Consider the following 1028-nt stretch of genomic DNA (forward strand, 5'->3'; position numbering starts at 1 on the left):
CCGGCGAGCGCAAACGCTTCTCCTCCGCCATCCTGCCGCCGTGGTGCCGTAAGACCCCCAAGGTGACCGAGGTGCTGCCGCTGCTGTATCTGCACGGGCTGTCCTCGGGGGACTTCGTGCCCGCGTTGGGGCAGTTCCTGGGGTCGGCGGCCGGCCTGTCGGCGCCGGTGATCACGAAGCTGACCGAGCAGTGGAAGGCGGAGCAGCGTGCCTTCGCAGGCCGTGATCTGTCGAGCGTTGACTACGTCTATCTGTGGGCCGACGGCATTCACGTCAACGTCCGTCTGGAGGAGCAGCGGTTGTGCCTGCTGGTGCTGATCGGGGTGCGTGCCGATGGGCGTAAGGAGCTGATCGCGCTGGCCGACGGCTACCGCGAGTCCACCGAGTCGTGGGCCGATCTGCTGCGTGACTGCGCGCGGCGGGGGATGCGGGCGCCGGTGCTGGCCGTCGGCGATGGTGCGCTCGGGTTCTGGGGCGCGCTGGGTGAGGTGTTTCCGCAGGCCAGAGCGCAGAGGTGCTGGTTTCACAAGATCGCCAATGTGCTGGGGGCGCTACCGAAGTCAGCGCATCCGGCCGCCAAGAAGGCACTAGCGGAGATCTGGAACGCCGAGGACAAGGACCACGCCCTGAAGGCGGTGAAGGCCTTCCAATCGGCTTACGGCGCCAAGTATGGCAAGGCCGTGGCCAAGATCACCGACGGCCTGGACGAACTTCTCGCGTTCTACGACTTCCCGGCCGAGCACTGGATCCACCTGCGCACGACCAACCCCATCGAGTCGACGTTCGCCACGGTCCGGCACCGCACCAAGATCACCAAGGGCCCGGGCTCGCGGGCGGCCGGACTCGCGATGGCGTTCAAGCTGATCGAGTCAGCCCAGTCTCGCTGGCGCGCGGTCAACGCTCCGCATCTCGTCGCTCTGGTCCGCGCTGGGGCGACATTCGTCAACGGCAAACTCGTCGAACGCCCTGAGGGGCAACCTTCATCGGCAGCCGCTTAAGAACTTGATCCACAGGTCTTGACGATTGCT

At 66.4% G+C, this 1028-nt stretch carries 1 protein-coding gene; it reads left to right on the plus strand.

The window, feature by feature from the left end; all coding sequences use genetic code 11:
• On the plus strand, positions 1–998 hold a 998-nt coding region (locus V5E28_RS49005), incomplete at its 5' end, for an IS256 family transposase (RefSeq protein ID WP_336217191.1).
• Positions 999–1028 lie beyond the last annotated feature (30 nt).

It is taken from the genome of Nonomuraea sp. LPB2021202275-12-8 (genome assembly GCF_037044575.1).
Taxonomy (GTDB): domain Bacteria; phylum Actinomycetota; class Actinomycetes; order Streptosporangiales; family Streptosporangiaceae; genus Nonomuraea.